The sequence below is a fragment of the Streptomyces sp. NPDC023481 genome (assembly GCF_055560195.1).
The window spans coordinates 34954-56726 of the sequence record NZ_JBVHJE010000004.1 but is presented as its reverse complement, the minus strand read 5'-3'; the positions used below and the strand labels follow the sequence as shown (position 1 = coordinate 56726).

17 protein-coding genes and 1 pseudogene are annotated in these 21773 nt (G+C 72.2%); 5 read left to right on the top strand and 13 right to left on the bottom strand.

Annotated features, from left to right (window positions below; all coding sequences use genetic code 11):
• Positions 1 to 323 precede the first annotated feature (323 nt).
• Positions 324 to 2876: an ATP-dependent Clp protease ATP-binding subunit gene (locus tag ACZ3ZD_RS10550; RefSeq protein ID WP_467395795.1), complete on the top strand. Its 2553-nt coding sequence runs from the start codon at positions 324 to 326 to the stop codon at positions 2874 to 2876.
• Between the two features lie 117 nt (positions 2877 to 2993).
• Here ACZ3ZD_RS10550 and ggt read toward each other — a convergent pair whose 3' ends face one another.
• Positions 2994 to 4808, bottom strand: a complete 1815-nt coding sequence (gene ggt, locus ACZ3ZD_RS10545) for a gamma-glutamyltransferase (protein WP_467395385.1) — start codon at positions 4806 to 4808, stop codon at positions 2994 to 2996.
• A 125-nt stretch (positions 4809 to 4933) separates the two neighbouring features.
• Here ggt and ACZ3ZD_RS10540 point away from each other — a divergent pair, with 125 nt between their 5' ends.
• Both ACZ3ZD_RS10540 and ACZ3ZD_RS10535 read left to right on the top strand, forming a co-directional pair.
• Entirely contained in the window at positions 4934 to 5677 is a 744-nt protein-coding gene (locus ACZ3ZD_RS10540; RefSeq protein WP_467395384.1) for a hypothetical protein, read from the top strand.
• Positions 5678 to 5813: 136 nt separating this feature from the next.
• Positions 5814 to 7379, top strand: a complete 1566-nt coding sequence (locus ACZ3ZD_RS10535; protein ID WP_467395383.1) for a CocE/NonD family hydrolase — start codon at positions 5814 to 5816, stop codon at positions 7377 to 7379.
• A 49-nt stretch (positions 7380 to 7428) separates the two neighbouring features.
• Here the strand turns inward: ACZ3ZD_RS10535 and ACZ3ZD_RS10530 are convergent.
• From ACZ3ZD_RS10530 to ACZ3ZD_RS10505, 6 genes and pseudogenes are all read right to left on the bottom strand, one after another.
• Positions 7429 to 7671 (bottom strand): annotated as a pseudogene (locus tag ACZ3ZD_RS10530) (amino acid ABC transporter permease); the annotation flags it as partial.
• Between the two features lie 444 nt (positions 7672 to 8115).
• Positions 8116 to 8535, bottom strand: coding sequence for a DUF6278 family protein (locus ACZ3ZD_RS10525; RefSeq protein WP_467395382.1), 420 nt, complete (start codon positions 8533 to 8535; stop codon positions 8116 to 8118).
• Positions 8536 to 8550: 15 nt separating this feature from the next.
• Positions 8551 to 9330, bottom strand: coding sequence for an exodeoxyribonuclease III (locus ACZ3ZD_RS10520; protein ID WP_467395381.1), 780 nt, complete (start codon positions 9328 to 9330; stop codon positions 8551 to 8553).
• Positions 9331 to 9365: 35 nt separating this feature from the next.
• Positions 9366 to 10001 (bottom strand): MBL fold metallo-hydrolase, encoded by a 636-nt coding sequence (locus ACZ3ZD_RS10515; RefSeq protein ID WP_467395380.1) that lies wholly within the window; start codon positions 9999 to 10001, stop codon positions 9366 to 9368.
• 107 nt (positions 10002 to 10108) lie between these two features.
• Positions 10109 to 11398, bottom strand: coding sequence for a bifunctional 3-oxoadipate enol-lactonase/4-carboxymuconolactone decarboxylase PcaDC (gene pcaDC / locus ACZ3ZD_RS10510; RefSeq protein ID WP_467395379.1), 1290 nt, complete (start codon positions 11396 to 11398; stop codon positions 10109 to 10111).
• 32 nt (positions 11399 to 11430) lie between these two features.
• Positions 11431 to 12531: an IS110 family RNA-guided transposase gene (locus ACZ3ZD_RS10505; protein WP_467395793.1), complete on the bottom strand. Its 1101-nt coding sequence runs from the start codon at positions 12529 to 12531 to the stop codon at positions 11431 to 11433.
• Between the two features lie 832 nt (positions 12532 to 13363).
• Here ACZ3ZD_RS10505 and ACZ3ZD_RS10500 point away from each other — a divergent pair.
• Entirely contained in the window at positions 13364 to 14032 is a 669-nt protein-coding gene (locus ACZ3ZD_RS10500; protein ID WP_467395378.1) for a DUF5134 domain-containing protein, read from the top strand.
• Between the two features lie 213 nt (positions 14033 to 14245).
• Positions 14246 to 14566 (top strand): hypothetical protein, encoded by a 321-nt coding sequence (locus ACZ3ZD_RS10495; protein WP_467395377.1) that lies wholly within the window; start codon positions 14246 to 14248, stop codon positions 14564 to 14566.
• Between the two features lie 68 nt (positions 14567 to 14634).
• Here the strand turns inward: ACZ3ZD_RS10495 and ACZ3ZD_RS10490 are convergent, their stop codons facing one another.
• The 6 genes from ACZ3ZD_RS10490 to ACZ3ZD_RS10465 all read right to left on the bottom strand — a co-directional run bounded on the left by ACZ3ZD_RS10490 (position 14635) and on the right by ACZ3ZD_RS10465 (position 21762).
• The gene (locus tag ACZ3ZD_RS10490; protein WP_467395376.1) at positions 14635 to 14850 is read right to left on the bottom strand and encodes a heavy-metal-associated domain-containing protein; all 216 of its coding nucleotides are present in this window, start codon (positions 14848 to 14850) and stop codon (positions 14635 to 14637) included.
• 220 nt (positions 14851 to 15070) lie between these two features.
• A complete protein-coding gene (locus tag ACZ3ZD_RS10485) occupies positions 15071 to 16522 on the bottom strand; it encodes a PepSY-associated TM helix domain-containing protein (RefSeq protein WP_467395375.1) in 1452 nt (483 codons plus the stop codon).
• 1044 nt (positions 16523 to 17566) lie between these two features.
• Complete coding sequence (locus ACZ3ZD_RS10480) at positions 17567 to 18109, bottom strand: copper chaperone PCu(A)C (RefSeq protein ID WP_467395374.1); 543 nt, start codon at positions 18107 to 18109, stop codon at positions 17567 to 17569.
• Positions 18106 to 20403, bottom strand: coding sequence for a heavy metal translocating P-type ATPase (locus tag ACZ3ZD_RS10475; protein ID WP_467395373.1), 2298 nt, complete (start codon positions 20401 to 20403; stop codon positions 18106 to 18108). The genes ACZ3ZD_RS10480 and ACZ3ZD_RS10475 overlap by 4 nt, the downstream gene beginning before the upstream one ends.
• The gene (locus tag ACZ3ZD_RS10470; protein WP_467395372.1) at positions 20403 to 20654 is read right to left on the bottom strand and encodes a hypothetical protein; all 252 of its coding nucleotides are present in this window, start codon (positions 20652 to 20654) and stop codon (positions 20403 to 20405) included. The genes ACZ3ZD_RS10475 and ACZ3ZD_RS10470 overlap by 1 nt, the downstream gene beginning before the upstream one ends.
• A 490-nt stretch (positions 20655 to 21144) precedes the next feature.
• Positions 21145 to 21762 (bottom strand): sigma-70 family RNA polymerase sigma factor, encoded by a 618-nt coding sequence (locus ACZ3ZD_RS10465; RefSeq protein WP_467395371.1) that lies wholly within the window; start codon positions 21760 to 21762, stop codon positions 21145 to 21147.
• Positions 21763 to 21773: the final 11 nt, after the last annotated feature.

The window sequence follows — 21773 nt, the reverse complement described above, 5'->3', positions numbered from 1 at the left end:
CCGGACCCCGGCCGCACGCCGACCAGCCCGACCAGCCCGACCAGCCCGACCAGCCCGACCAGCCCGACCAGCCCGACCAGCGCGGGACCGTACCGGACGTACGGCGGCCCGGCCACGCGGACGCGGACGCCCCCCACTCCCCCGAACCCCGCACCCCGCACGCCGCCGGAGGCACACGCGGCCGTCGAAGCCCGCGCAGCGCACCGTCCCCGCGCATCCGGGCGGACATGCCCGGCCCCACGGATCGTGTCATCGTGGGCATGAGTGCCCCGCCCCCGGGTTACCCGGCCGCTCCGCATGTCGTCTGCGAAGGAACCCACGCGATGACCAACGGCTACCCTCCTGACCCCTTCGGCGAATTCCTGGCCCGCTTCTTCGGCGGAACCGGTGGTGCCGGCGGAGCCCCCGGGCCCCGCCACATCGACATCGGCCGCCTGCTCAGCCAGCCGGCCCGGGAGCTGGTCAGAGGGGCCGCCCAGTACGCCGCCGAGCACGGCAGCCGGGACCTGGACACCCAGCACCTGCTGCGCGCGGCCGTGGCCGCCGAACCCACCCGGAGCCTGCTCAGCCGGGCGGGAGCGGATCCGGACTCGCTCGCGCACGAGATCGACGACCGGGCCGGCCCGGTGCAGCACCCGCCCGGCGAGGCACCGCCGCCCACCTCGCTCTCGCTGACCCCGGCGGTCAAGCGGGCCCTGCTGGACGCGCACGACATGGCGCGGGCCAGCGGCGCCGGGTACATCGGGCCGGAGCACGTGCTGAGCGCGCTGGCCGCGAACCCGGACTCGGCGGCCGGGCACATCCTGCACGCGGCCCGGTTCGCGGGCGGCTCCGTGCCCCCTGACACCCCGGAGAGCACCCAGCCGCGTCCGGAACGGCAGCGGCAGCGGCCCACCGGCACGCCGACTTTGGACAAGTACGGCCGTGATCTGACCGACCTGGCCCGGCAGGGCGGGGTCGACCCGGTGATCGGCCGGGACACCGAGATCGAGCAGACCATCGAGGTGCTCTCCCGGCGCGGCAAGAACAACCCGGTGCTGATCGGCGACGCGGGCGTCGGCAAGACGGCCGTCGTGGAGGGCCTGGCCCAGCGGATCGCGGACGGGGACGTCCCCGACGGCCTGGTGGGACGCCGGGTCGTGGCCCTGGACCTCACCGGGGTCGTGGCCGGCACCCGCTACCGGGGCGACTTCGAGGAGCGGCTGAACACCATCGTGGAGGAGATCCGCGCCCACTCCGACCGGCTGGTCGTCTTCATCGACGAGCTGCACACCGTCGTCGGCGCGGGCTCGGGCGGCGAGGGCGGCACGATGGACGCCGGGAACATCCTGAAGCCCGCCCTCGCCCGCGGCGAGCTGCACATCGTCGGCGCGACCACGCTGGAGGAGTTCCGCCGGATCGAGAAGGACGCGGCGCTGGCCCGCCGCTTCCAGCCGATCCTGGTGCCGGAGCCGACGCCCGAGGACACCATCGAGATCCTGCGCGGCCTTCGCGACCGGTACGAGGCCCACCACCAGGTCCGCTACACCGACGAGGCGCTGCTCGCCGCCGTGGAGTTGTCGGACCGGTATCTCACCGACCGGCGGCTGCCGGACAAGGCGATCGACCTGATCGACCAGGCGGGCGCCCGGGTCCGGCTCGGCGCCCGTACCAAGGGCACGGACGTGCGCGCGATGGAGCGCGAGAGCGAACAGCTGGCCCGTGACAAGGACCAGGCGGTCGCCGACGAGGACTACGAGCAGGCCAAGCAGCTGCGCGACCGGATCGCCGAGCTGAGGCAGCGGATCGCCGAGGCCAGCGGCGGTGAGAAGGCCGACGAGGGGCTGGACCTGGAGGTGACGGCCGAGGCCGTCGCCGAGGTGGTGTCCCGGCAGACCGGCATCCCGGTCAGCCGGCTGACCCAGGAGGAGAAGGAGCGGCTGCTCGGCCTGGAGCAGCACCTGCACCAGCGGGTGGTCGGCCAGGAGGAGGCGGTCGCCGTGGTGTCCGAGGCGGTGCTGCGCTCCCGCGCCGGGCTCGCCAGCCCGCGCCGGCCGATCGGCAGCTTCCTCTTCCTCGGCCCGACCGGTGTCGGCAAGACCGAGCTGGCCCGGGCGCTGGCGGAGGCCCTGTTCGGCAGCGAGGAGCGGATGGTGCGCCTCGACATGAGCGAGTACCAGGAGCGGCACACCGTCTCGCGGCTGGTCGGCGCCCCGCCCGGGTACGTCGGCCACGAGGAGGCCGGTCAGCTCACCGAGGTGGTGCGCCGGCACCCGTACTCGCTGCTCCTGCTGGACGAGGTGGAGAAGGCCCACCCGGACGTCTTCAACATCCTGCTGCAGGTCCTGGACGACGGCCGGCTGACCGACTCCCAGGGCCGGACCGTGGACTTCACCCACACGGTCATCGTGATGACCAGCAACCTGGGCTCGGAGGCGATCACCCGGCGCGGTGCCGGCATCGGGTTCGGTCCGGGCGGCGCGGACGCCGACGAGGAGGCGCGGCGCGAGCAGATCCTGCGGCCGTTGCGCGAGCACTTCCGGCCGGAGTTCCTCAACCGGATCGACGAGATCGTGGTGTTCCGGCAGTTGACGAGTGAACAGCTGCGGCAGATCACGGATCTGCTGCTGGAGGGCACCCGGCGGCTGCTGGACGGGCAGGGCGTGTCGGTGGAGTTCACCGGCGCGGCCGTCGACTGGCTGGCCGAGCGCGGCTACCAGCCGGAGTACGGTGCCCGGCCGCTGCGCCGCACCATCCAGCGCGAGGTCGACAACCAGCTGTCCCGGCTGCTGCTGAACGGCACGGTCACCGAGGGCAGCCGGGTGACGGTGGACGTCAGGGACGGGCGGCTGGACTTCGCCGTCGGGGAAGCCCGGCCGCCCGCACCGGAGTTGTGACACCGCCACGGCCTCCGCACCGGGATGCCGCACCGGATTGTGACCGCCACGGCCCCGCGCCGGGAGGCCGCACCGGAGTGGTGACGGTCACGGCCCCCGTGCCGGGAGGTGTGGCCCCTACCGCTCCGGGTCAACCACCATCGCCGAGCCGCCGCCGCGCCGTACCTTCTCGGCGGCGGCCAGCCACTTCCCGCCCGGCAGCCGCTGCACGCCGGTCGCCGCGCCGATCTCCGGGTTCGGCGTGAAGCGGTGCCCGATGGCCTCCAGCTTCCCCCGCAGGGCGCTGTCGTACAGCGCCGGTTCCAGTTCGGTCCGGGCGGCGTTGCGCTGGCTGGCGCGCGGTGCGGCGATCGCGTCGACCAGCGGCAGATGCCGGTCGAGGAACTCGGTGAGCGTCTGCAGCACGGTGGTGATGATGGTGGCGCCGCCGGGCGAACCGAGCGCCACCACCGGCCTGCCCTGCCGGTCCAGGACGATCGTCGGGGAGATGGAGGACCGCGGGCGCTTGCCCGGGCCCGGCAGGTTCGGGTCGTGCACGGCCGGGTTGGCCGGGGTGAAGGAGAAGTCGGTCAGCTCGTTGTTGAGCAGGAAGCCCCGGCCCGGGACGGTGATGCCGCTGCCGCCGGTCTGCTCGATGGTGAGCGTGTAGGCGACCACGTTGCCCCACTTGTCGGCGACCGTGAGGTGCGTGGTGTTCTGGCCCTCGTAGGTCGTCGGGGCCGCCGTACCGCCCCGGCCGCAGGCCGCCGGGTGGCGCGGGTCGCCGGGCGCGAGCGGGCTGGCGAGCACCGCGTCGTCCTTGATCAGGCAGGCGCGCGAGTCGGCGTACCGCTGGGACAGCAGCTGCCTGGTCGGTACGTCCTCGAAGGCGGGGTCGCCGACCCAGCGCCCGCGGTCGGCGAAGGCGATCCGGCTGGCCTCGATGAAGTGGTGCAGGTACTGCACCTCACTGGCCTTGGACAGGTTCGTCCGTTCCAGGATGTTGAGGGCCTCGCCGACGGTGGTGCCGCCGGAGGACGAGGGCGCGATGGAGTACACGTTCAGACCGCGGTACGACGTCCGGGTGGGCGCCTGGAGTTTGGCGCGGTAGACGGCGAGGTCCTTCTCGGCGAGCTTGCCGGGGCGGGCGTTCCAGCCGGAGGCGGGGTCCACGGGCGGCTTCTCGACGGCCTTGACGATGTCGTCGCCGATATCCCCGCGGTAGAGCGCGCCGACGCCCTTGCGGCCCAGTTCCTCGTAGGTGCGGGCGAGTTCGGGGTTCCTGAGCTTGGAGCCGACGACGGGCAGCTTTCCGCCGGGCAGGAACAGCTTGGCGGTGTCGGGGAAGTAGCGGAACCGGGTCTCGTTGGACGCGGTCTGCGAGCGGAAGGTGTCGTCGACCGTGAAGCCGCCGCGGGCGAGCCGCTCGGCGGGTTTCAGCAGGGTGCCGAGCCGTCGGCTGCCCCACTCGTCCAGCGCCTTCTGCCAGGTGGCGGGCGTGCCCGGGGTGCCGACGCTCAGCCCGCTGCTGACGGCGTCCGCGAAGGCGAGCGGCTTGCCGTTCTCGGTGAACAGGTCCTCGCCGGCGCTCTGCGGTGCGGTCTCGCGGCCGTCGATGGTGTGCACCGAGCGGGTCCGGGCGTCGTAGTAGACGAAGTAGCCGCCTCCGCCGATGCCGGCGGAGTAGGGCTCGGTGACGCCGAGCGCGGCGGCGGTGGCGACGGCCGCGTCCACCGCGTTGCCGCCGCGTTTGAGTACCTCGATGCCGGCGGCGGAGGCGTCCGCGTCGACGCTGGCGACCGCGCCGCCGTAGCCGACGGCCACGGGGACCTTCGCCGGCGCCGCGTGTGCCGGCGCGTTCGCCGTCGCGGCGGGTGGCGCCGCCGCCCCCACCGACACCATGGCGGCCGAGACCGCGAGGACAGCCAGTTTCCGCGTACCAGGACGACCCATCCGTACCTCCCGTCGGGACAGTCCGCGCAGCGTAACCGGATTGCCGGTAATACCGACAGTACCCCTGGGCCCCATGGCCGTCGCCCGCGCCCGGGCCGGAGCCGGGCCCGCTACCATGCGCGGCCATGAACGACGACGTGCGCAACATCGTCCTGGGGGTCATAGCCGCGGGCATCTCCGCCGCGTTGGGCTGGCTCGCCCGCACGTGTCTGTGGCGGCGCGGACTGCGGCGCAAGCAGGCCTTCTTCGGGCTGCCGGACCACTCCGAGTCCCTGCTGGTGGTCAACCGGAACGCGGGCGGGCCGGAACTGGCGGTGATGCGGCACGACGTGTTCGCCCTGCTGGAGCTGTCCGCCCTCATCAAGGACTGCCGCGCGCACGCCCGGGTGGTGGCGCACGACGTGGCACAGCAGGGGGTCGGCGAGCGCACGGAGTTCTGCGTCGGCGGCCCGGCCTCCAACCGCCGGATGGCGGCCCATCTCTCCTCCCTGCTGCCGGGCGTGCGAATGGACGCGGAGGCCGCGGCCGGTCCGGACGTCGGCGCCTTCCGGATCGGCGCGCAGGAGTACCGGATGGACGCGGGCCGCGACGAGTACGTGCTGCTCGCCCGGCTCACCGCGGGCGACCGGCCGGGCACCCGCCCGGTGTTCCTGTTCTGCGGCCAGCGCGCCATCACCAACCAGGCCGCGACCCGCTATCTCGCCCGCGAGCACGAGCGGTTGGCCCGCAGGTACGGTGACGGCTCCTTCGTGCTGCTGCTGAAGGTCGTCAACTCCGAGGCGTACGGCCCCGATGTGGTGGAGCTGGTGGCGGACGTGACGCGGGCGGCGCGGACTCCCCTGCCGGAGGCCGTCACCGGCGCCGGGTGACGCGGGGCGGGCCGGGTGGTGTCGAGTGATGCTTCAACAATCTTTACCCGTACGTAACTTACCGACGGGTTACTTGCGGTAAGAGCGCGCCGTTACCGTCGGGTCACTTTGCACGGACACACGTAAGGAGTGACCCATGGGACAAGGTCGTACCGCTCTGCGCACCTCCGCCGCCGGAGCCGTGTCGGCGGCGCTGATCGCCGGCACCGTGGTCGGCGTGGCACCCGCCGCCGCGGCCGCCCCGGCCATCCGGTTCGTCGACATCGCCGGTGACGGCGGCACCGTACTGAAGGCCAACGTCCTCACGCCCGAGGGCGCCGACGGCACCCGCAGCTACCCGCTCCTCGTGCTGCCCACCAGCTGGGCCCTGCCCCAGGTCGAGTACCTGGCCCAGGCCCAGCAGCTCGCCGACGCCGGGTATGTGGTGCTCACCTACAACGTGCGCGGCTTCTGGCAGTCGGGTGGCGAGATAGAAGTAGCCGGTCCGCCCGATGTGGCGGACGCCTCCAAGGTCATCGACTGGGCCCTGGCCAACACCCCGGCCGACCCCGCCCACGTGGGCATGGCGGGGGTGTCGTACGGCGCCGGGATCAGCCTGCTCACCGCCGCCCACGACAAGCGCGTGAAGGCGGTCGCCGCGCTCAGCGGCTGGGCCGACCTGATCGACTCGATCTACTCCGGGCGCACCCAGCACCTCCAGGCGGCGGCCGTGCTGGACGGCGCGGCCACCCTCACCGGCCGCGAGAGCCCCGAACTGCGCACCATCTTCGACAACCTGTACTCCTCGGACCTGTCGACGGAACAGCAGATGATCGACTGGGGGCGGAAACGTTCCGCCACGACCTACGTCGACCAGCTGAACAGCAACGGCGCCGCCGTCATGCTCGCCAACGCCTGGGGCGACACCGTCTTCCCGGTGAACCAGTACGCCTCCTTCTACGACAAACTGACGGTCCCCAAGCGGCTCGAACTGCGCCCCGGCGACCACGCGACAGCCGAGCTGACCGGCCTGTTCGGGCTGCCCAACGACGTCTGGACGGACACCCGGCGCTGGTTCGACCACTACCTCCGGGGCGCCGACAACGGCGTCGACCGCGAGCAGCCGGTCCGGCTGAAGTCCCGTAGCGCGGGGGGATACGAGGGCTACCCGGACTGGAAGTCGGTCACCGCGACCCGGCGGAAGATCGCCCTGGCGGGCTCCACCACCCTGCACGCGGGCGTCGACTCCGGCGCGGACGGTGGGATCGTCTTCCTCTCCAGCATCCTGGACCAGGTCGCCCACCTGCCGCCCATCGCCTCGATGCCGCTGCTGCCACGCCGTTGGGCGGCCGTGTGGCAGTCGGAGCGGTACGGCGGCACGCAGCGGGTACGCGGCACGGCGAGCCTGCACACCACGCTCACCCCCACCAAGGAGAGCGGCACGCTCATCGCCTACCTGTACGACGTCGGACCCCTCGGCCTCGGAAAACTGGTCACGCACGCGCCGTACACCTGGCACGGGCGGACGCCCGGCGAGCCCTTCGCCGTCGACCTGGACCTGTTCTCCACGGCCTACGACGTCCCCGCCGGGCACCGCCTCGCGCTGGTCGTCGACACGGTCGACCCGCTCTACGCCGAGCACAACCCGTCCGGCGCGCAGCTGACCTTCTCCTCGCCCGTGGACGACCCGTCGTACGTGTCCGTCCCGCTCGGCGAGCAGTGATCTCCGGCTGCCGCCGGACGAGCCTGGCCCGTGTCAACTGCCGCCCCCCTCACGGTCGCGGGGCCGTGGGGGGCACCCCACCCGGCAGCAGCGCCCCCGGCCCGGGTGCGGCGACCGCCACGCCCTTGGTCTTGGGGCTGCGCCGCTCACGCCGGGACACCCAGTCGGCGCACCACGAGAGCAGCGTGCACATCCCGATGCGGATCGGCTCGATCACCATCACCACGGGGATGAACGGCAAATCGTAGTCGAGATCGGCGGCGATGAGCCTCCCGGCATGGAGGAACTCCTCCCGGGCGCTCGACGCGAGGGCCGGTCGGGGGGCGTGGGAGGGGGCGGACGCGGGGCCGACAGGGAGGCGCGGGCGGCCGGTTCGGGGGCCGACAGGAAGGCGCGGGCGGCTGGTGAGGGGGTGGGCAAAGAGGCCGGGGCGGGCCGGTTCGGGGGCCGACAAAGAGGCCCGGGCGGCCGGCGCGGGGGTCGGCAAAGAGGCGCGGGCGGCCGGTTCGAGGGGCGGTAAAGATGCGCGGACGGTTGGCGCGGGGGCCGTCAGGACAGCGCCGGCGGGGCTGGCGCGAGGGTGGGCAGAGAGGCGCGGACGGTTGGCGCGAGGGTCTGGCAGCTGGTGCGGGACGCCGGGGCGGCGTTGTCGGGGTGACCGTCGCCGTGGGCCAACGGGTGCGCGCGACGCGGGGCGTTGCGGCCGGCCGCCTGCCCTCTCCCTCCCGCGGGGGCGTCAGCTCTCGGCGATCTCCGCGTACAGTTGGGACAGTTCGGGGGCGCCGTTCGCCGCCCACTCCTGCCCGGCCGGCACCACCTCCACCACCCGGCCGGAGGCGAGCCGTACGACGGGTTCGCCGTCGGACCGGAGCTCCCAGGCGGCGCCGGGTACGGTGCGCACCACGACCGTGCCCAGGTACAGCCCGGCGTCGTGACCCAGCCCGGGCAGGGTCTCGGGGTCGTCCCGCCAGCGCGGCACCATCTGGTCCAGAGCCTCAAGGGAGGCCGGGGTGTCGTCGAGGCGGACTCCCGCCCGGGCGGCCTGCGAGCGCAGCAGATCGCACTCGGACAGCAGCGCGGCGACCGCCTCCGGGTCGGCGGGCGGCCGCGCGTCACCGTTCTTCTTGTGCCGGTGGTCCCGGAACGGAAGGTGCATGGACCCAGCGTGGCATCACACGTCCAGGTCGACCACCACGGGCGCGTGGTCGGAGGCACCCTTGCCCTTGCGCTCCTCGCGGTCGACGTAGGCGTCCTTGACGGCCTTGGTGAACGGCTGGTTGCCGTACACCAGGTCGATGCGCATGCCGCGGTTCTTCGGGAAGCAGAGCTGGCGGTAGTCCCAGTACGTGAACGGGTGCTCGTACTTCAGCGGGCGCGGCACCACGTCGTCCAGGCCCGCCTCCCGCAGGGCGGCGAGGGCGGCGCGCTCGGCGGCGGTGACGTGGGTGGCGCCCTCGAACGCGGCCGGGTCGAAGACGTCGTCGTCCGTCGGCGCCACGTTGTAGTCCCCCAGGACGGCGAACGGGCGGCTGCCCTGCGCGTCGCCGTACACAGCGGCCTTCAGTGCCTCGAACCACTGGAGCTTGTACGCGTAGTGCGGGTGGCCCACCTCGCGGCCGTTCGGCACGTACACCGACCAGACGCGGACCGGGCCGCAGGTCGCCGACAGGGCTCTGGGCTCGGTCACGCCGTCGTAGCCGGGGTCGCCGGGCAGGCCCTTGACGACGTCCTCCAGGCCGACGCGGGAGAGCACCGCCACGCCGTTCCACCGGCCGGTCGCGTGGACCGCCGCCTCGTAGCCCAGCTCGCGCAGCTGGTCGAACGGGAACTGCTCCTCGGCGATCTTGGCTTCCTGGAGGCAGAGCACGTCCGTGCCGCTGCTCTCCAGCCAGGCCAGCAGCCGGGGAAGGCGGGCGGTGATCGAGTTCACGTTCCAGGTAGCGATGCGCATGCCCCACAACCTACCCGGAGCCTCTGACAACGGGCTCAGAGCTCCGTCCACGCCCCCGGCGCCAGCCGCGCGTGGTCGGTGCCGCCGAGGCGGCCGACGTGGCCGTCGTAGATCGGCCGGGCGAGGTCGGTGAGCAGGGCGTCGTGGACGTCGTAGGCGCGCCGCGGCGCGACCTCGCGGACGTAGTCGATGACCTCGGCGATCTTGCTCCAGGGGGCCATCACGGGCAGCATCAGCGTCTCCACCGGCCGGTCGGGCACGGTGAACGCGTCACCGGGGTGGAAGACCCTGCCGTCGTCGATCAGGTAGCCGACGTTGGTGACGCGCGGGATGTCCGGGTGGATCACCGCGTGCAGCTCGCCGTGGACCTGGACGTCGAAACCGGCGGCGGTGAAGGTGTCACCGTGGCCGACGGTGTGCACACGGCCCGGGAAAGCCGCCGTGAGCCGGTCGGCGACGGACTTCAGCGTCCAGATCCCGGCGGCCGGGTTGTGCTCCATGGCGGCCCGCAGCCGGGACTCGTCGAAGTGGTCCGGGTGCTCGTGCGTGACGAGGATCGCGTCCGCGCCGAACGCGGCGTCCTCCTCGCTGAAGCCGCCCGGGTCGATGACGAGCGTGCGCCCCTCCTTCTCGAGGCGGACGCAGGCGTGGGACTTCTTCGTGAGCTTCATGGCTCCCCATCCTGCCGCCTGCGGCCGCCCGGCGGACGTCACCGGCGCCCGTCACCCGGCGGGCATGTCCCGGCAGGCGTCACTCGGCGGGCATGTCCCGGCAGGCGTCACTCGGCGGGCGTGGTCTCCTCCAGGATGACCTGCCGGGCCACCCGGAACGCGCTGTTCGCGGCGGGTACCCCGCAGTAGACGGCCGCGTGCAGCAGCACTTCCTTGATCTCGTCCGGGGTCAGCCCGTTGCGTAGCGCCGCCCGGGTGTGGACGGCCAGCTCCTCCAGGTGGCCGCCGGCGACCAGCGCGGTGAGCGTGACGCAGCTGCGGGTCCGGCGGTCAAGGCCGGGGCGGTCCCAGACCTCGCCCCAGGCGTAGCGGGTGACGAGGTCCTGGAAGTCCCCGGAGAACCCGTCGGCCTGCGCCAGCACCCGGTCGACGTGCGCGTCGCCGAGCACCTCGCGGCGGACCTTCAGCCCGGTCTCATACCGCTCCGGCGGCCCGGCGGGCCGGTCCGGTACGGCCGCCGGGGCGGCCTCGGCGACCGGTACGGGCTGCGGCGGCGCGGCCAGGACCGCGGCGGCGGGGGCGGTCGGCAACACGCTCTGCCCGGTGTCGAAGGGCTGCTGCCAGGCGGTGGAGAAGTGGTGGACGAGCAGGTCGGTGACGGCGGCGGGCTGCTCGACGGGGACCAGGTGGGAAGCGCCGGGGACGACCGCGAGCCGGGCGTCGGGGATCCCGGCGACCAGGGTACGGGCCTCGGCGGGGCCGGTGACCTGGTCGTCGGAGCCGACCAGCACCAGGGTCGGCACCCCGACCCGGCCCAGCTCGGGCCGTACGTCGAAGGCGGCGAGGGCCTCGCAGGCGGCGATGTAGCAGCCCGGGTCGGTGGTGCGGACCATCTGTACGGCCCACTCGGTGATCGCGGGCTGCGCGGCGGCGAACCCCCCGGTGAACCAGCGGTCGGGCGCCGTCCGGGCGATCGGGTCGAGCCCGTTGGTGCGGACGACCACCCCGCGCTGCCGGAACTCGTCCGCGGTTCCGAACCGGGGCGAGGCCGCGACCAGCGCCAGCGAGGCCACCCGCGCGGGGTGGCGCAGGGCCAGCTCCATGCCGATCGCCCCGCCCAGCGCACAGCCCGCGTAACCGAACCGCTGCACCCCGAGCGCGTCCAGCGTGGCCAGCAGTCGGGCGCTCAGCTCGGCAACCGAACCGGCCGGCTGCGCCGGGGCCCCGCCATGACCGGGCAGATCGAACCGGAGAACCCGCCACTGCCCGGCCAACTCCGGCACCTGGCGGTCCCACATGTGCCATGTGGTACCCAGTGAGGGACCCAAGATCAGGACCGGAGCGTCTTCTGGCCCGTCAAAGCGGTATTGCAGGGTGTTCGGTGGTGTCTCACTCACGCCCCAGACCCTCTCACGTCTCACGACAGCCCCTATGAGCGGGTTCCTGACTGTGGCTGTCTGACCAGGTGAAAGACCTCGCGGGCCGCGTAGCGTTTGAGGCATCGGACGATTTCGCGCCGGGTCTTGCCCTCCTTGATCCGGCGCTCGTAGTAGTCCTGGGTACGCGGGTCGACCCGCAGGCGGGTGAACACGATGCGATGGAGCGCGGCGTTTGCCTGCCGGTCGCCGCCGCGGTTGAGGCGACGGAACTGCCGGCGTCCCGAGGAGCGCTCGACAGGACTGACCCCGCACAGCGCGGCGAACGACGCCTCGCTGTCCAGCCGTTCCGGGTTGTCCCCCACCGTGATCAGCAACGTGACTGCCGTGTCCGGGCCGATGCCCACCACGTCGAGCAGGTGCGGGGCATGGCATTCCACGAGCCGGGCAAGACGAGTCTCCACGTCCCGGATCTGCTCGGAGAGCTGGCCGATCCGGTGAGCCAGCAGACCCAACGTGATCCGAGTGGCCTGCAGCACCGACTCCTCCCCGGCCTCCTCGTGACCGCTCACGTCCGCGAATCGCGCGCAGGTCCGGAGGAGTTCGGCGTTGCCCAGTCCGGCAAGTTCCTCCCGCAAGGCGGGGTCAGCAGTGACGAGGACGGACTTGAGCTGGTTGATGGCCTGGGTGCGGGCTTTGACGGCCGACGCCTTCGTGAGTTTGTACATTCTCGCGATCTGCACCGGCCCGTCGCCCGTTTTGGCCCGGGCGCGGGCTCGCCCGCTCAACACGGCTCGCGCCGCGTTCTGGGCATCGAGCGGATCCGATTTGCCGCGCCGCCGACGATCCGCCTGGTCCATCCAATTCACGTCGAACACGTCCACGCCCTGTGCCAGCAGATAGCGGGACAGGGACGCCCCATAGGAACCGCTCCCCTCCACGCCGGCCCGCCCCACGGTTCCCGACTTCCTGGCCCACTTCAGCAGATCGCGATATCCCGCAGCGGTGGCCGGAAACTCGTCAGTGGCGAGCACCGCCCCCGTCAAGGAGAGCACCGCAGCCACATGGGCGTCCCGGTGCGTGTCCACGCCCAGCACCACCTCCCCCACAGGGCGACAACGGCGGGCCCGCGGAGCAGACGTCGTACTGGACAGTGCCGAACTGCACATGCCCGTTCCCCTTCCGGCCCGATGGCGTATCGCGTTGCCGGTACCGGACCGCGTCGGACGGTCAGAATCGTGAGGACGCCACAACTATCGACAGGCCCCTATCGGGACACACCCGCCGGCCCGGCACCGGCAACGCACCATCCCCGACCTACAGCCGACACCGTGTGATCGAGACACTTCGGTCAGAAATATCATGAGTCAGACCATGGGCCGGGGACAGCACTCGCCCATCCTCCCGCCCCCATCTCGCTCCCGCTCAGGAACCGCAGGACATGCTCAATCCCCTGCACACAACACCCCGAACGTGATCCCGGCCGAGCACAACGGCACACGAAGGTGAACTGCGCGGTCGGGGGTCGCCAGCGGCGAGTTGGGCGCCGACCTCGCCGGCCACCTCAACGGGCCACATCGACAGTCGCCCAGCCCTGCTGTGCCACCGACCCCGACGACCGCACCGCTCAGCTCTCGTCGCACGTCTTCGCGGGCCGGGATTGCCGAGCCCGTAGGCGCATCGGTGGTGTCTGCCTCCGCATCGGCGATCTTGCCGAGCGGCCTCTCCCGCCACCGGTGTGACCGCGCCCATAGCGGGCTTCCGGAACTCGTTCTGGCGTCGCATCGACTCCTGTTGTGGCCGTTCGCCAGGTACGCGTTCTCGTTGGATGAGGGCCAGGTGCCTCGATGCCCGCGCCGCCGTGGCCCCTGCGGTGGCGCGTGCCGCGGGTGCCTGCCCGTCTTCCATGCGTTCACCCAATGCCCGTGCGTCCAGCCCGAAATTGTTCGTCGGCGCCGTGCGGCGTCCTGGAGTTGGGGTGGCCTGGTGATTGCCGCGAGCGGGCTGCGTTGGGTTCTGAGTCTGATGTTCACCGTGCCGGTCCTGTACGGCGTGTGGAGGCTGGTTCTGCCGGGAGCGGGCATCGCGGAGCGGGTGGATCACGCGCTGCACGCGGCCATGGGGGCGTTGATGATCGCGATGGCCTGGCCGTGGGGCATGGACCTGCCGGTCGTGCCGCAGGTCGTGCTGTTCTGTGTGGGCGCGCTGTGGTTCATGGCTGCCGCCCCTTTCCGCACTGAGGGGGCATCACCGGGGCGGGCGGTGCTCGCCGCCTTTCCGCACGTCGTGATGATGGGGGCGATGGCGTGGATGGTGGCGGCGATGGATACGTCCACGACCATGTCCGGCGATGCCGGGGCGAGCGGAATGCATGACATGGCCGGAATGGACATGTCGGGTGGCTCGGGGATCGCCTCCATGAGTCTGACCGGGGTGTGGCCCGTCACGGCGGCGGTGCTTCTCGCGGTCGCCCTGGGGGGTCTTGGACTGACCTGGCTGACCCGTGCACTCGACCGGGCGCGGGACAGGCACGGGGACGGGCGGCATCCGGCGGACGGCCCCGTGACGGAGGCGGGCCACACCGGTGCTCTGGCACCGGCATGTCACGCGGCGATGGCGCTGGGAATGGCGGTCATGTTCGCCCTGCTCGCGTGACGTCACTCGGTCACCGGGGAAGAAACCCGGGGTGCGCCATGCCGGCACGGTGGAGCTTGGAACGGTGATCCTGGTCCGGCTCGCACCCGTCGGCAGCACGCCGCACGAAACCGTCTGCCCGTTGTTTTCCCGGGCTCCGGGTGGGGAGGAAACGGTCGGGCCGACCGGAACGCGGTGGGCGGCACAGCGACGAGGAAACGGGGGTGAGCTGTCGTGCCCGGAACACTCCGCAGGCGGGCGACCTCGGTGGATGGCGCGTGGCCCTGGGAGCCGCCGGTCACCGCTTCGCGAAAATGGTCGGCGGCGGGCGAGTACCTGACCAAGGCGTGGTCCTTGTCCGCGCTCACCACCGTGATGCTCGTCGGCGGATACGCCTGGCTCGGCTCCTTCGTCGACGGGGTGCCGGGGGCCCTCGTCGGGGCCGGCGCGGGGATGGTGACCAGCGGGGTGCTGTACCTGGCGGTGAACCGGGCCGTGTCCGGCCCGCGTGGCCACCGTCCCCTTCCCGGCCCCAGGCGTCCTGGCGCGTGCTGACGAGTGGTCCGCTCTCCCGGCCGCCGAAGCTTGTGTCCGCCGGGCGGCCGAGAAAGGGGATGGATGCGTCAGGCCGCGACCCTTTCGGTGACCTCGTATCCGGCCTCCACGATCGCCGCGCGCACCCGCGTGTCGTCCAGGTCCGTGCCGTCGACGGAGACGGATCCCGCCGTTACGTCGACGTCCACTTCGGTGACACCGGGGATCTGGGAGACCTCCTCGGTGATGCTTGCGGCGCAGTGCTCGCAGCTCATGCCGGTGACGAGGTACTGGTTCCGTGCCATGGCGCAACTCCTGGGTGTCGGTGAGGCGTCCGTACGCCTCCTGGTACGGACGGCACCGGCTCACGTGTTCACCCGGTGCCGTCCCCAAGTGAGTCGTCGCGGATCCGGGGGGAGTTCCCGGACATGGTGCGTGTCACCCCTCAGGAGTATGACCTGCGGCGCCCGCCGTGTTCACCGGGCCGGGGTGGTGTCACGACACGTTCCCCGGCCCAGGGGGCGGTCAGCCGGTGGATGCAGATCCGGGCGTACGGCGACTCCGGAGCGCGCCCACGGCCAGGTCGACTGCGAGGAACGCGGCCAGCGGTATGCCGAACAGGGGAATGACCCAGCCGACCACGGCGACCACGACGATTCCGACGGCGACCGCCCAGGACGGCAGGGCGCGCCAGGCTCCGCGGGCGGGCGGGGCGCCCAGGACGGCACGGCGGTCGGAGCGGGTGGGGCGGCGCTGCCACCACATGCGGTAGCCCCAGACGGTCACGCAGATCAGGCCGGTGGCGAGGAGGGCGAGGAGTATCTGGTTGACGAGGCCGAAGAGGGTGCCCATGTGGGCGTTGATGCCCCAGCGGGTGAGCTTGGCCATCACCGGCCAGTCGGCGAAGGCGATCCGGTCGGTCACATGGTCGGTGGCCGCGTCGACGGCGACACTGTCGCGTCCGACCGGCCAGAGGTTGCGGGTCTGTGTCACGGTCCAGGCGGTGCCGCTGTCCGCGGGTACCGCGATCGACACCGGCCCGTCCACGCCGTCGGCACGGGCCGCCTTCAGGACGCCGTCTATCGCGGCCGGGTCGACGCTCTTCGTGGCGCCGGAGTCTTTCGTGCCGGTCGTCAGGGAGGTGGCCACCGCGGGCGTGTGGGAGTGCAGCGCGTCCAGAGCCTCGCCGAAGTTCGCTCCGGCGTAGCGCGACCATGTCAGGCCGGTGGCCGAGAGGCCCAGCAGGCCGACGGAGAGCCAGAGCCCGGTCGCGGCGTGCCAGCTGCGGGTGCGCCGCACTCCCTTTTTCGCGGTCCTGTCCGGCAGCAGCAGGCGCTGCGCGGTCCGTTTGCCGTGCCGGCGGCGCCACCACAGGACCAGGCCGCCGAGGACGAGGACCCACAGCCAACTGGCCGCGATTTCCGAGTAGTACCGGCCGACGGTCCCGAGGTTCAGGTTGCGGTGCAGGGCGTCCAGCCACGTGGTGAGCGGGGTCTCGGCGTACCAGGTGGTCAGCTGCCCCTTGACCTTGCCCGTGCACGGGTCGACGTAGACGGTGTGGGTCTTCTCGCCGAGTTCGGGCAGGGAGAAGTCCACCTGTGTGGTGTCATCGCCGCTTCCCGGGCGCACGGCGGTCAGCGTGCCCTTCGGATGCTCCGCGCGTGCGGCGGCTATCTGTTCGGACAAGGGCCGGGCGCTGTCGCCGGTGTGGGCGACGTGGAGTTCCTTGCCGTAGACGAGCGAGTCCAGTTGCGGCGTGAAGGTGTACAGCAGGCCGGTGACCGCCGCGACCAGCAGGAACGGCGCCACCATGATCCCGGCGTAGAAGTGCAGCCGTGCCAGCAGGGCGCCGAAGCCCCCCGGTCGCCGGGCGGGGACGGTCGTCGTCGGTTTCGTGGCGGTCGCGGTGGCCGTGGTCTCGGCTCCGTCACCGGCTGGCGCGGGCGGGCTGAGCTTTTCCGAGTCCGTGGATGTCATTGATACCTCGTGCTGGGTGGGCGGTGCGGGGCACACGTGCCGGACGCCCGGCGATCGGACCGCCGTGACGCCGCTCCAGTGGCCCGATTCGGCCGCTGTCTTGAAACAGTCGGATGGAAGGGCGCCCCAGTTCCCGGGCGATCGCTCGAATTTCACCGACGTCGAACCGGTGAGCCCGGAGTGCCGTACCAGCACCGTGCCGACTGGACGGTGGGTGGGCCGTTCTCACATAGTCGTCGAATGGCGCCCGTCGGTTCCCCGGCGTGGCGGGGACAATCCTCACGTGGGACAGTCCGACGTCGGCGCTCCCCGGCACGCCGGCGCCGTGCCACGATGACTGCACCGGGCCACGATGGAATTCGCCTTCCCGAGCGTGGCCCGGCCCGTGCCCGGTGGCCGCCGGCCGTCGGAGCCCGGGCTCCGCGCCGACCCTGTGGACCGGTCGGGGCATCGCCTCGGTACCGGCGATCGCCACCATCCCGTCGGACCGGACTCCCGCCCCGCGGCATACGGGAGTCCGGACGTCAGGTCACCCCCCCGCCGCTCCCTACCGGCGCTCTGCGGCGTCGTGCCGCGCGGGCTGGGAGGAGTCCACCGCCCGTGGCCACACACGGTGGCACGCGCCGGCGTGCGGAGCGGCCGAGGCACGACCGCATCCGTCCATGCGCCGCTTCGCCCCCGATGCCTCTGGTGGACGGCGTCTCCATGGAACCGGTCCGGGCTCGTCGACGACTACTCGGGGAGGCACCGTTGCCGGCTCGGAGAAACGGCCCCGGGAAGCCCCCTTGCCGTCCGTAGCGGGGCACTGGTGTGCGCTGCCATGGCCGACCACCTGACCCTCGGTGTGCTGCTTTTCGAAGACGCCGAAGACCTCGACGTAGTGGGGCCGTGGGAGGTGCTCGGGTTCTGGGCCTCCCACGTCGCGACCGCGTCGGTGCGCGTCCTGGCCGTCGGCCCGTCCGTGGGAGTGGTGCGGGTTTCGAGGGCCTCGGCCTGGTCGCCGACCACGCGCTCGACGGGCGCCGCAGGGAGCGCAGGGAACGACTACTGCAGCGACACCGTACCCGGCCGCACCACCACGGCCAGGACCCTGACCGGGCCGCTGCGTCGGAATTCCAGGGTGAACGGCACGAGATCGCCCGAATGCCACGCGTCCGAAGGCACGGGCACCGTCAGGTCGATCCCGCTCGGCGACATGGCGAGGCTGTCGCCCGCCGCGACGGAGACGGAGCCGGTCTCCGACGGGTAGGCCGCGTTGCCCTGTTTCATGCGATGCCGGGACAGCGTGACGTCGCCGGGGACGTCACGTGCGGTGATCCGGACGAGGGTGTCGGCGGAGCCGCCCTCGTTCGCGATGCGGAAGAACGCCGCCGTCTCCGGGACTCCGGCGGACGGCAGCAGGAGCCGCCCCTGCGTGACGCGGATACGCGCCGGGCTGCCGGCCCTGCCCGTACCGACCCAGGCGGTCAGTCCCGCCAACGCCACACTGCACGCCGCGACGGGCACCAGGACCGCGAGCGTGCCGTCCCGCAACCGCCGCCGGTCGAGGCCGCCCAGCGAGGAGACCCGATCTGTGATCCGCCTCATCGGACACCCACCTTCCCGCCGCGCGTCCCTCCCGTCCCGTGCGCCCGGCCACGGGCCGGTGACGGCTGCCAGGTGCGCAGCCGCAGGCTGTTCGCCACCACGAGCACGGAGCTCACCGACATCGCCGCGGCGGCGACCATGGGATCGAGCAGGCCGACCATGGCCAGCGGCACGGTGACGACGTTGTAGCCGAACGCCCATGCCAGATTGGCCCGGATCGTGCCCAACGTGCGCCGGGCGAGGCGGACCGCGTCGACAAGGGCCTCGATGTCTCCGCGGGCCAGGGTCAGGTCGGCCGCGCCGATGGCCACGTCGGTGCCGCTGCCCATGGCGATGCCCAGGTCGGCGCCGGCGAGTGCTGCGGCGTCGTTCACACCGTCGCCGACCACCGCGACCCTTGCGCCCTCCTGCTTCAGTTCCCGTACGAGGGCTGCCTTGTCCTCGGGGGTGCAGCGGGCGTGCACCTCGTCGATGCCGAGCGCGGCGGCGACGGCCTCGGCAGGCGCCTTGCGGTCGCCGGTGGCCAGCACCGGGCGGATGCCGAGCCGGCGCAGCCGGTCCACCGCCCGGTAGCTGCCGGGGCGCACTATGTCGCCGACGGCGATCAGCGCCTTCGCCCGGCCGTCCACCCGCACCAGAACCGGTGTGTGCGCGGCCTCCTCCGCCGCGGCCAGCGCCTTGGCCAGCGCGCGCGGCAGCTTGCCGTCCGGCGCGCCGACCTCGATCTTCTGGCCATCCACACGGCCGCTGACCCCGTAGCCGGGGATCGCGGCGAAGTCCGTCACCTCCGGCAGTGGTTCGTCCTCCCCCGTACGGCGTGCGTAAGCGGTGATCGCCCGTCCGATGGGGTGCTCGGAGCCCTGCTCCACTGCCCCGGCCAGCCGCACCACCGTCTCCTGCCCGATCGTGCCCGGCAGGGCGGTGACCTTGGCCACCGTCATGTGACCGGTGGTCAGCGTGCCGGTCTTGTCCAGGACGACCGTGTCCACGTGCTGGAGGGCCTCCAGCGTCTGTGGCCCCCTCACCAGCACGCCCAGCTGCGCCCCACGCCCGGTGGCGGCCATCAGGGCGGTCGGTGTCGCCAGCCCCAGCGCGCACGGGCAGGCCACGACGAGAACGGCCACACAGGCGGTGAGGGCCGCCTGCGGATCGGCTCCGGCACCCAGCCAGAACCCGAGCACGGTCACCGCGATGGCGAGGACCACGGGTACGAACGCTCCGGCGACCGCGTCGGCCAGCCGCTGCGCCCGTGCCTTGCCGGCCTGCGCCTCCGTGACGAGGCGGGTGATCCGAGCCAGCTGGGTGTCCGCGCCGACCGCCGTGGCCTCGACGAGAAGCAGTCCACCGGCGTTGACGGCACCACCGACCAGAGCCGAGCCGGGGCTCACTTCCACGGGCTCGCTCTCGCCGGTGACCAGGGACAGATCCACGGCGGAGGTGCCCTGCGTCACCCGCCCGTCGGTGGCGACCCGCTCACCCGGGCGCACCACGAAGACCTGCCCCACGCGCAGCCGCTCGATGGGGATGGACCGCTCGCCGAGCTCGTCGCGTACGGACACCTTCTTGGCCGCCAGCTCGGCGAGCGACCGCAGCGCCGCCCCGGTCCCCCGCCGGGCCCGCCCCTCGAGGAACCGCCCGGTCAGCACGAACAGCGGGACGCTCACGGCCGCTTCCAGATACAGGTGCGCCATGCCCTCCGACGCGGAAGGCAGGAGGCTGAACGACATCCGCATCCCGGGCTCGCCCGCCCCGCCCAGGAACAGCGCGTACACCGACCACGAGAACGACGCCACGACCCCCAGCGAGACCAGGGTGTCCATGGTGGCCGTGGAGTGACGCAGCCCGCGCAGCGCCCTGAGGTGGAAGGGCCAGGCGCTCCACACCGCCACCGGGGCGGCCAGTACGAAACACAGCCACTGCCAGTTGCGGAACTGCAGGGCCGGCGCCATCGACAGCACCAGGACCGGCACGGCCAGCAGCGCGGTGACCGTGATCCGTACCCGCTCGCGCCGGGACTCGGCTTCGTCCTCGTCCGCCGCCTCGGAATCCTCGCCGTCGTCACTCACGGGCAGTGCGGCCTGGTATCCGGCCTGTTCGACCGCGGCGACGAGGGCTTCGGGCGCGACATCGGCCGGGTGGCTGACCCGGGCGAGCCCGGTGGCCAGGTTGACCGTGGCCGTGACGCCTTCCAGCTTGGCGAGCTTCTTCTCCACCCTCCGCACACAGGCCGCGCAGGTCATCCCGCCTACGGTGATGTCGGTGACGACCAGGCTCGCCGTCGGTTCGACCGCCATCACTCACCGCTCCCATGGCTCATCCCGGGCATGTCGTCCATGCCCCCGCCGTTCCCACCGCTCCCGCCGCTGCCCCCGGTTCCTCCGGTGCCGTGCATGCCGGGCGCCACCGGCCCCGCCGCCGACCCGACGGAGTAGGACACCGAGAACAGCAGCACCAGCAGGAGCAGGAATCCGCAGAGTGCGGGAGGCGGCAACAGTCTGCGGCGGGTCACACCGGTAGAGCGGGGTGACAACGGGATATCGGCCATGCCGAGCCTTCCTGGTCGCATCGAACCGTCGTGCAAGTGATGGCAGTAGTAGCCGTACCGTCCCAGTAGTCGGGTCGACGAAGAGTCGAGTTCCGGAATTTAATCGTGACCTGCATCACCATCGCTGGCGCCGTTGACTGAAATTCGCAGAGAAAGGAGCCGCAGGCGGCGGCATCGGTGACGGGACACGGAGGAGTCGGTCAGACAAGGCCGAGTTCTGGCACGCCCTTTGCCGTAGGCCCGAAGAAGACGACCGCTCGGCGCACACCTCACTCGGGCCGAGATCCGCCAGAGCAGCTGCGCACAATGGCGAAGGCGCCGCCGCGGCCAGGCCCAGCACACCCACGATCAACCCGTAACTCCAAGGAGTCGGCTGCGCGCATGAGGCGACATCAGCAAGTACGCCCGAGGCTGACCACGTGCTGCCCGCCGCCGCATAGGTCACTCGGCCCGGATCACCTGGCGATCCGGGCCGACTCCGTACGACCCGTCAGGCCGCTGCCGCCATTGGTGACGAGTGCTCGGCCTCGTCCAGCCACGCGATCAAGGAAGTGCGGGCACGGGCGACCCGCGAGCGCACCGTGCCGATCGGGCAACCGCTGACGAGGGCCGCCTCCGCGTAGGGAAGTCCCACCATCTGGGTGAGGACGAATGCCTCGCGGCGGTCGTCGGGGAGTGTGTCCAGCAGCTCGGTAAGCGCGACGCCCTCGTCGAAGCCTGGCAGGTCGCACGGCTGGGTGCGTTCGGCGGCCGACTCCCAGTCGTCCGTGTCCGACAGGCGGGGGCGGGACGAGCTGTAGCGGATGCTGTCGATGACCGCGCGGCGGGCGATGGAGAGCAGCCACGTCCGGGCCGAGGAACGGCCCTCGAACCGGTGCAGGCTGCCCAGGGCCCGCAGGAAGGTGTCCTGGGTCAGGTCGTCGGCGCTCTGGGGGTCGGCGCCGAGGTACGCCACGTAATGGCGGACGTCTCGGTGCAGGGCGCGTACGAAGAGGTCGACGGCATCGGCGTCACCGCTGCGGGCGGCGAGCGCCCAAGCCGTGATCGAGTCTTCTCTCGAGCTCTCGCTCGACTCTTCGCGCGAGGGAAGCAGGGCAGGAGTGATCACCTGGGATCTGT